Origin of the sequence: Lentzea sp. NPDC004782, from assembly GCF_040609115.1 — a bacterium.
Taxonomy (GTDB): domain Bacteria; phylum Actinomycetota; class Actinomycetes; order Mycobacteriales; family Pseudonocardiaceae; genus Lentzea.
Genome location: NZ_JBEXJN010000023.1, coordinates 142,935 through 150,990 on the forward strand (window position 1 = coordinate 142,935; position 8,056 = coordinate 150,990).

8 protein-coding genes are annotated in these 8,056 nt (G+C 69.4%); 6 read left to right on the forward strand and 2 right to left on the reverse strand.

Annotation, left to right across the window (positions count from 1 at the left end):
* The first annotated feature begins 20 nt into the window (after positions 1-20).
* Both ABZV40_RS22465 and ABZV40_RS22470 read left to right on the forward strand, forming a co-directional pair.
* Positions 21-1,160, forward strand: coding sequence for an ABC transporter ATP-binding protein (locus tag ABZV40_RS22465; RefSeq protein WP_355444615.1), 1,140 nt, complete (start codon positions 21-23; stop codon positions 1,158-1,160).
* On the forward strand, positions 1,153-2,286 hold the full coding sequence (locus tag ABZV40_RS22470) for a spermidine/putrescine ABC transporter substrate-binding protein (RefSeq protein ID WP_355444618.1): 1,134 nt from the start codon (positions 1,153-1,155) through the stop codon (positions 2,284-2,286). The genes ABZV40_RS22465 and ABZV40_RS22470 overlap by 8 nt, the downstream gene beginning before the upstream one ends.
* Here the strand turns inward: ABZV40_RS22470 and ABZV40_RS22475 are convergent.
* A complete protein-coding gene (locus ABZV40_RS22475) occupies positions 2,273-3,385 on the reverse strand; it encodes a cytochrome P450 (protein WP_355444621.1) in 1,113 nt (370 codons plus the stop codon). The genes ABZV40_RS22470 and ABZV40_RS22475 overlap by 14 nt on opposite strands.
* Positions 3,360-3,893 (reverse strand): TetR/AcrR family transcriptional regulator, encoded by a 534-nt coding sequence (locus ABZV40_RS22480; protein WP_355444624.1) that lies wholly within the window; start codon positions 3,891-3,893, stop codon positions 3,360-3,362. Before ABZV40_RS22480 ends, ABZV40_RS22475 begins: the two co-directional genes overlap by 26 nt.
* A gap of 44 nt (positions 3,894-3,937) precedes the next feature.
* Between ABZV40_RS22480 and ABZV40_RS22485 the strand changes: the two genes are divergently transcribed.
* The 4 genes from ABZV40_RS22485 (at position 3,938) to ABZV40_RS22500 (ending at position 7,977) form a co-directional block, all read left to right on the forward strand.
* On the forward strand, positions 3,938-4,777 hold the full coding sequence (locus ABZV40_RS22485; protein ID WP_355444627.1) for an ABC transporter permease: 840 nt from the start codon (positions 3,938-3,940) through the stop codon (positions 4,775-4,777).
* Positions 4,774-5,580: an ABC transporter permease gene (locus ABZV40_RS22490; RefSeq protein WP_355444630.1), complete on the forward strand. Its 807-nt coding sequence runs from the start codon at positions 4,774-4,776 to the stop codon at positions 5,578-5,580. Before ABZV40_RS22485 ends, ABZV40_RS22490 begins: the two co-directional genes overlap by 4 nt.
* Positions 5,581-5,655: 75 nt before the next feature.
* Positions 5,656-6,093, forward strand: coding sequence for a helix-turn-helix domain-containing protein (locus ABZV40_RS22495; RefSeq protein ID WP_355444633.1), 438 nt, complete (start codon positions 5,656-5,658; stop codon positions 6,091-6,093).
* A gap of 276 nt (positions 6,094-6,369) precedes the next feature.
* Positions 6,370-7,977 carry a histidine kinase gene (locus tag ABZV40_RS22500; protein ID WP_355444636.1) on the forward strand — a complete coding sequence of 536 codons (1,608 nt, stop codon included), beginning with the start codon at positions 6,370-6,372 and terminating at the stop codon, positions 7,975-7,977.
* The last annotated feature ends 79 nt before the right edge of the window (positions 7,978-8,056 follow it).

Genomic DNA, 8,056 nt, shown 5'->3' on the forward strand with positions numbered 1-8,056 from the left:
ATCTCTGAAGGCGCCTCGACTTGACCGGCTTCTCTCCCGCCGAGGCCTCCACCCCGGACACGTTCGCTCCCGTCGAGATCGGTCTGCACGGGGTGCGCAAGCGGTTCTCCGACCAGGTGGCGGTCGACGGCATCTCGCTGAACGTCCACGAAGGCGAGTTCTTCTCGGTTCTCGGCCCGTCGGGCTGCGGCAAGACGACGGTCCTGCGCATGATCACCGGCTTCGTCGACCCCGACGAGGGCCGCATCGAGCTCGACGGCAACGACATGGTGGGCGTCCCTCCGTACCGGCGGGACGTCAACACGGTCTTCCAGTCCTACGCGCTGTTCCCGCACATGTCGGTGTGGGACAACGTCGCCTACGGCCTGAAGCGCAAGAAGATCCGCGGTGAGGAGCTGAAGAAGCGCGTCGGTGAGCACCTCGAACTGGTGCGGCTGTCCCAGTTCGCCAAGCGCAGGCCGGCGCAGCTGTCCGGTGGTCAGCAGCAGCGCGTCGCCATCGCCCGCGCGCTCGCCGCCGGACCGCGGCTGCTCCTGCTGGACGAGCCGCTCGGCGCGCTCGACGCCAAGCTCCGCAAGGAGCTGCAGATCGAGCTGATGCGCATCCAGCGCGAGGTCGGCACGACGTTCCTCTACGTCACGCACGACCAGGAAGAGGCGCTGGTCCTCTCGCACCGCATCGCCGTGATGAACGCGGGCCGGATCGAGCAGGTCGGCTACCCCGAGGACGTCTACGAACGCCCCGCGACCCGGTTCGTCGCCGGCTTCATCGGCACGTCCAACATCCTGGACGCCGAGGTGTCCGGGGTGGACGGTGAGTTCGCCGCGCTCGCCGCCGCGGGCGCCACGAACCTCCGCGCGAAGTTCTCCGGCGGCGTCAGGCACGGCCAGAAGGTCGCCGCGACCGTGCGGCCGGAGAAGGTGCACCTGTTCAACACCTCCGCCGAGCCGCCGACCGGCTGGTGCGTGCTGCAGGGTGTGGTCCAGGACGTCGTCTACACCGGTGTGTCGACCCAGTTCGTCGTCGACACGCCCGGCGGCGAGCTGGTGGCGTTCGTGCAGAACGCCCAGCGCATCGACGACGCGGGCGCGCCGGGCCAGCCGGTGCGGGTGGCGTGGGACCCCGAGTTCACCGTGCTGCTGGACCCCTCCGATGGCTGAGCAGCTCCGGATCGCCCGGCTGTGGGACCTGAACAGCCCGCGCGTGACCAGGCGCGCGATGCTGGGCTCGATGGCGTACTTCGCGCTGGCGGCCTGCGCCGTCGGCCCGGCACCGACCACCGGCGGTGGCACGAGCGCGGCCAGGGCCACGAACCTCAGGGACGAGCCGAAGCTCAACTTCTACAACTGGACCGACTACATCGCGCCGGACACGCTGCCGGGCTTCCAGAAGATCTCCGGCATCGAGGTCACGTACGACAACTTCTCCACCAACGACGAGATGGAAGCCAAGATCGCGTCCGGCCAGGCGGGCTACGACCTGGTGGTGCCGAGCGACAACTTCCTGCGCCGGTTCCTGCGGTCCGGCCTGCTGCAGCCGCTGGACCACGACGCGATCCCGAACCTCGCGAACCTGGAGCGGCGGTTCGTCGAGGCCGACTACGACCCCGGCAACAGGTTTTCCGTGCCGTGGGCCTGGGGCACCACGGGCCTCGCGTACTCGAAGTCGCAGATCGGCGGCGAGGTCACCGGTTTCGACGCCTACGACCTGCCGAACGCCCAGGGCCGCAGTTCGATCCTCGACGAGGCCCGCGACGGCCTGGCGCTCGGCCTGCTCAAGCTCGGCCACGACCCGAACACCACCGACGCGAAGCAGATCGACGACGCGGCGGACTTCCTGCTGTCGTTGAAGAAGAAGCTCGGCCAGATCACCTCCGACGTGATCGAACCGCTGACCTCCGGCCAGGTGCGGCTGGCGCAGTCGTACTCCGGTGACGCGTTCCAGGCGAAGGCGGCCAACCACGACATCGGCTACGCCATCCCGGCCGAGGGCGGACTGTCCTACGTGGACCTCCTGGTCATCCCGAAGGACGCGCCGCACGCCGGGAACGCTCACCGGTTCATCGACTACGTCCTCGGCGCGGAAGCGGGTGCGGCGCTGTCCAACGCCGTCCGCTACGGCAGCCCCAACGCCGCCGCCAAACCGTTGATCGACAAGGACCTGCTGAACGACCCGGTGGTCTACCCGCCGGAGGAACAGCTGAAGAAGCTGCCGTTCACCAAGGATCTCGGCGGCGAGGCGGAAGCCCGGTACGCCGACGCCTGGACGAAGGTCAAGACCGGCTGACTGGGAAGGTCGCGAACCCCCTGATCGTCGTCGACTCGCGGAACGTGGCCGCCGCGGTCTGGTTGATGCGCGGCCACCTCCTGGCGAGGGCGCGGAAGACGACGTCGCCCTCCATCCTGGCGAGCGACGCGCCGAGGCAGTAGTGGATGCCGCTTCCGAACGCCAGGTGCTCCGGCTGCCGTGCGCGGGTGATGACGAAGCGGTTCGGCTCCGGGTAGACCTCCGGGTCGCGGTTGGCGGCGGCCAGGATCAGGAAGATGCCGTCGTCACGCCGCATCCGCCGGTGCAGGTCCGGCACGGCCTCGTGCGCCACGCGGCCGGTGTAGTGGACAGGCGGCGCCCACCGCAGCACCTCTTCGACCGCGGCGGGAGCCAGGCCGGGATCGCTCTTCAGCAACTCCCACTGCTCCGGGTGGTCCAGGAACGCCATGGCGCCGTTGCCGATCAGGTTCACCGTCGTCTCGAACCCGGCCAGGAGCAGCAACAACAACATGCCCAGCAACTCGTCCGGGGTGAGCTTCTGCTCGCCCTCGGCCGCGACCAGCGAGCTGATCACGTCGTCGCCCGGCCGCCTCCGGCGTTCGTGGATCAGCCGCTCGAACAACGCCGTGATCCGCTCGTACGTCCCGCCGAGCGGGCTGCCACTCGCCGCACGCATGCCGAACTCGGCGAACGACCTGGTGTCGGACTCCTCGATCCCGAGCAGGTCGCTGATCACCATGACCGGCAGCGGCGTGGCGAAGTCCTGGATCAGGTCCATGGAGTCGTTGTCCAGCAACGACTCCGCGATCTTCTCGACCCGCGGTCGATAGGAGTCGATCATCTTCGGGCCGAACGCGGGCGCGGCCAGCCTCCGCAGCCGGGTGTGGTCCGGCGGGTCCGCCTCCAGGAACGAGGTCGGCCGCAGGCCCAGTGACGTCATCGCGGGCAGCGAGCTGTTCAGGAACCGCACGCCGAACCTGCGGTCGCGCAGGATCTTGTTGCACACCGCGTGGGACGTCGTGACGTACAGGCCGCCGTCCTCCGAGATCGGCCCCCTCGCGCGGATCGCCTCGTAGACCGGGTACGGGTCCTCATGTCCGGTCAGCCGCTCCAACACCACTGCCCACCCCCTCGAACAACGTGGTGAGCACGAACCGGGGAGCGTCGAGCGGCGCCAGCCGTCCGGCGACGATCGCCTCCCACGCCTGGTACAGCCCGCTCTGGAGGGTCCGCAGGATCCACCACGCCGGCAGGTCGCGGCGCAGGCGTGAACCCTGCAGCCGGGTGATCAGGTCGAGCAGCGGCGGGTCCAGCGCGAGGATCCGGACGTCGTCCTTCTCCAGCCCGGGGAACCGCGTCAGGAACGACACGCGGGGTTCGAGGACGAGCAGCCGGGTGACGAGGTCCTCGATCGCGTCGTCCGCCTCGAAGTCCACTTGGGACAAAGCCGACTCGACGAGGTCCAGTGCGTCGTTCGCCAACGCGCGGATGAGCGCCGACCGGGTGGGAAAGCGCTTGTGGAGTGTGGTTCTGCCGACACCGGCCGCCTTCGCGACGTCGCCCAGCGAGGCCGTCGGGTCTCTGAGCAGCACTGATGTGGCCGTCTGCAGGAGGTGAACACTCATGTTCACAACGGTACACTGATGTTCGCATGGCATGATCTGCAGTTGTGTCGCGACGCTGGCTGAAGGCCAACGCCCTGCTCACGCCCACCGGGCTGTGGCTGGGGATTTTCCTGATCGCGCCGCTGGTGATCGTCGTCGAGTTCAGCTTCGCCACGCGGGACACCGGGGTGGCCCGCGCGGTGCTGCCGTGGACGGCGCAGGCCTACCTGACGGCGCTCGACCCGGCGTTCCTGCCGATCTTCGGCCGGACCCTGGTCTACGCGGTGGCGACGACGCTGATCTGCCTGCTGCTGGGCTTCCCGCTCGCGTGGTTCATCGCCCGCCACGGCGGCCGGTACCGGACCGCGCTGCTCGCGGCGGTGCTCATCCCGTTCTGGTCGAGCTATCTCGCGCGGATCTACGCGTGGAAGGCGCTGCTGGACGGCGAGGGCCTGGTCAACACCGTGCTGGGGTGGGTGGGGCTGGGCCGTGACGGCGGGTTCCTGCTCACGCACGGCGCGGTGATCCTCGGGCTCACGTACGGGTTCCTGCCGTTCATGGTGCTGCCGCTGTACGTGGCGTGCGAGCGGTTCGACTTCCGGCTGGTGGAGGCGTCCTACGACCTCGGCCACGGACGCACCTCGACGTTCTTCCGGGTGGTGCTGCCGGGGGTGTTCACCGGGGTGCTGGCCGGGTCGTTGCTGGTGCTGGTGCCCGCGGCCGGTGACTTCGTGACGCCGAAGCTGCTCGGCGGCGTCGACCAGTCGACGTTCGGGTCGGTGATCGACGACCAGTTCCGGGGTGGCAACAACTGGCCGTTGGGCTCGGCGATGGCGGTGCTGCTGCTCGTGCTCGTGGTCCTCGTGCTCCTGTTGCGCGGACGGCGTGGGGAGGACGTGCTGTGAACCGCCGGCCGTGGGCGCTCGCGCTCGTCGTCGCCGTCGTCTTCCTGTTCCTGTACGCGCCGATAGTGTGGCTGGCGCTGGCGTCGTTCAACTCTTCGCGGTCGCTGAGCAGGATCAGCGGCTTGTCGACGCGGTGGTACGCCGAGCTGTTCGACGACACGCGCGTGCTGGCGTCGTTGCAGCTGACCCTGCAGCTCGCGCTGGCGTCCGCGGTGATCTCCACGGTGATCGGGACGCTGGCGGCGTTCGGGCTGCGGCGGGCTTTTCCCGGTCGCGGGCTGTGGACCGTGCTGCTGTCGTTGCCGCTCGTGGTGCCCGAGGTCGTGATGGGCGTGGCGCTGCTCGGGTTCTTCGTGAAGCTCGCCGGGATTCCACTCGGGTTCGGGGCGCTGCTGTTCGCGCACGTGGCGTTCTCGCTGAGCTTCGTGGTCGTCGTGGTGCGGTCGCGGGTGTCCGGAATGGACGTTCGGCTGGAGGAGGCGGCGGCCGATCTCGGGGCTTCGCCGTGGACGGCGTTCCGGACCGTGACGCTGCCGTTGGTGGCGCCCGCGGTGGTGGCCGGCGGGGCGTTCGCGTTCCTGCTGTCGTTCGACGACGTGGTGATCTCGTCGTACCTCACGGGTGTCGGGTCGACGACGCTGCCGGTGTTCGTCTACGCGCAGGCCTCCAAGCGCGGTGTCTCGCCGGAGATCGTGGCGCTGTCGACGTTGATGGTGACGGCGACCGCGCTGCTGCTGGTCATCGGTGTGGTGATCGCGTCGTGGCGGGCCCGCAGGGCAGGGTCCACCGCGCAGCTGGTCTGACTTCACCGCGGGGATGTATCTGGTTCCGCGCCCGCTCGACTTCTCCGGTGACACCGGCAAGTTCTTGGGGGAGACGTGCCGAAGTTGCGCATCCACTTCACCGATCGGGACATCGCGCGCACGCGGTTGAAGCTGGAACCCGACGTGATGCGGGAGATCGTCGGCAGCGCCCAGGTGCTGCGGCACCGGGAAGGCGATCTGGCCTTCGACCCGTGGCGCAGACGCGTGCGTGAGCTCGCCGCTCGTGACGCGGACCTGCGGACGGCGCTGCGCACGGTCCTGTCGACGCGGCCGCAGCGCCTGCACGCCGAGGCAGAGGCCCTGCGCGTCTACTTCAGGTCGGTGATCGAGCCGCACCTGCCCGCGAAGCTCGTCGGTGTCGCCCCCGCCACGGTCAGCCATCACACCGCGGTGCTGCGCGAAGCCGGCCTCATCACCACCGAGCGCGACGAGAACTTCGCGCGGCACCTGATCACACCGCTGGGGCTCAGGGTGCTCGCCGCGGGACGGTGAGCACCCCCGGCAGGTCACCAGCAGGTGGTTCCGGTGACCCACTTGTGGGAACGGATCCGCACGCCCGGCCAGTTCGTGAGCTGCTGGCCGCGGTAGACGTAGTAGGCGACGTCACCGGTGTAGTTCGCACCGGGGTACAGGCGACCCTGGTGTAGGACGTGCTCTGGCCGTTGTTGTACGCGGCCTGCACGGCGCGACCGCGCCGTCAACTTTCGTCGCGCGAATTCGATACTCCAGCGTGCCGCGCGAACATGGGACGTCTCGTAGCTTGGGAGCGTGATTACCGCTGTGCGGGCCAGGGCGGAGGCGTTCCGCGCCGACACGCTGGCCCGGCTCAAGGCACTGACCCCGGTGCGCGTCGCCGGCGACGTGATCGTGATGGTCGCCGCGATCCTGCTCGACCTGTGGCCGGGTCCGTGGGCGCAGGAGCAGGCGAAGTCGTCCGGCTGGCTGATCGTCGCGTTCATCGCCTGTTACGTGGTGCTGCTGTTGTCGCGGCACCTGCTGCCGGCGACGACCATGATCGTGGCCGCGGCGATACCGTTCCTCGGGCCCGCGCTGATGGTCGTGCTGAGCTACACGGCGGGGCGGCGGGTCGAGTCGTGGGTCAAGGCCGTCGCGGCGACCTCGATCACGTTCGTCGTCGTGATGTTCTCCTGGGACCGCGGACCGATCGACATCGGTCCCGTCTACGGGATGCTGATCCTGATCACGATCTTCGGTGTCGGGGTGGCACTGCCGTTCCTCGTGGGCCGCTACCTCGCACAACGCGAGGCGCTGGTGCAGGCGATGCAGGACCGCGAGGCGCGGATGCGGGTCGAGCACCGGATGCTGTCGCGGCAGGTCCGTCTGCGCGAACGCAGCCGCATCGCCCAGGACATGCACGACAGCCTCGGCCACCGGCTGTCGCTGATCTCCGTGCACGCCGGCGCGCTGGCGCTGGACCCGTCGCTGGGGGACAAGCAGCGCGAGGCGATCGGGGTGCTGCGCTCGGCGGCGCTGACCGGCATGGAGGAACTGCGGGCGATCATCGGCGTGCTGCGCGCCGAGGACGGTCCCGACGACGACCCCGCGACACGCACCGTGGAGTCCATCGACTCGTTGGTGGGCGACGCGCGCAAGGCCGGCGTCTTGGTGTCGCTGGTGCGTGGCGGGCAGGCGCACCCGTTGCCGTCACGGGTGTCGCACGCGGCATATCGCGTGGCGCAGGAAGGCCTGACCAACGCGGCCAAGCACGCGCCGGGCGCCGCCGTGCAGGTCACCGTGAAGTACGAGCCGGATGCGCTGGTCGTGGAGGTGCGGAACAACCCGTCGCGCAGCGGTTCGGCGGCCAGCGAGCCCGGCGTCGGACTCATCGGTCTGAGCGAACGCGTGCGCGTGGCGGGCGGCATCCTGCACGTGGGCGCGCTGCCGTCGGGAGGCTTCCGGATCGCCGCGGTGCTGCCGTACGAGGACACCGGACTGCCGGAAGAGCCGGAGGAAGACACGCAGGACGAGGAGCCGCCGACGCACCAGATCCGCAAGTGGGCGGGCGTCGGCTCGATCGCCGGCGCGTCCGTCGTGCTGGCGGTCATCATCGGCGGCTTCACCTACCTCGGCAGCCAGCCGATCACCAAGGTCGTGTCGGCCGACGACCTCGCCAGGATCCAGGAGGGTCAGTCGGAAGCCGATGTGATGGCCCTGCTGCCGCACGGCGACGACCCGCTCCTGGCGGGCCGCGAGCGCAGCTCGCAGGCCTCCCCGGAACCACCGGGCGCGCACTGCCTCTACCACCTCACCGACGAGCAGTCCTACCTCGACAAGGGCACCCGAGTGGTGCGCTTCTGCTTCCGCGACGGCAAGCTGGTCGAAAAGAAGATCCACGTGCAGAAGGAATCTGAATGATCGTGTCAAGCCGCTGCGGCAGCGGGTTGTGGCGCGGTCGGTGTGAACTTCCGGCCGTCGCGCAGCAGCGCCCAGAGCA

Excerpts from the sequence above, each read along its gene's own strand:
- ABZV40_RS22470 (WP_355444618.1), top strand. The coding sequence starts at position 1,153 with ATGGCTGAGCAGCTCCGGATCGCCCGGCTGTGGGACCTGAACAGCCCG.
- ABZV40_RS22480 (WP_355444624.1), bottom strand. The coding sequence starts at position 3,893 with ATGAGTGTTCACCTCCTGCAGACGGCCACATCAGTGCTGCTCAGAGAC.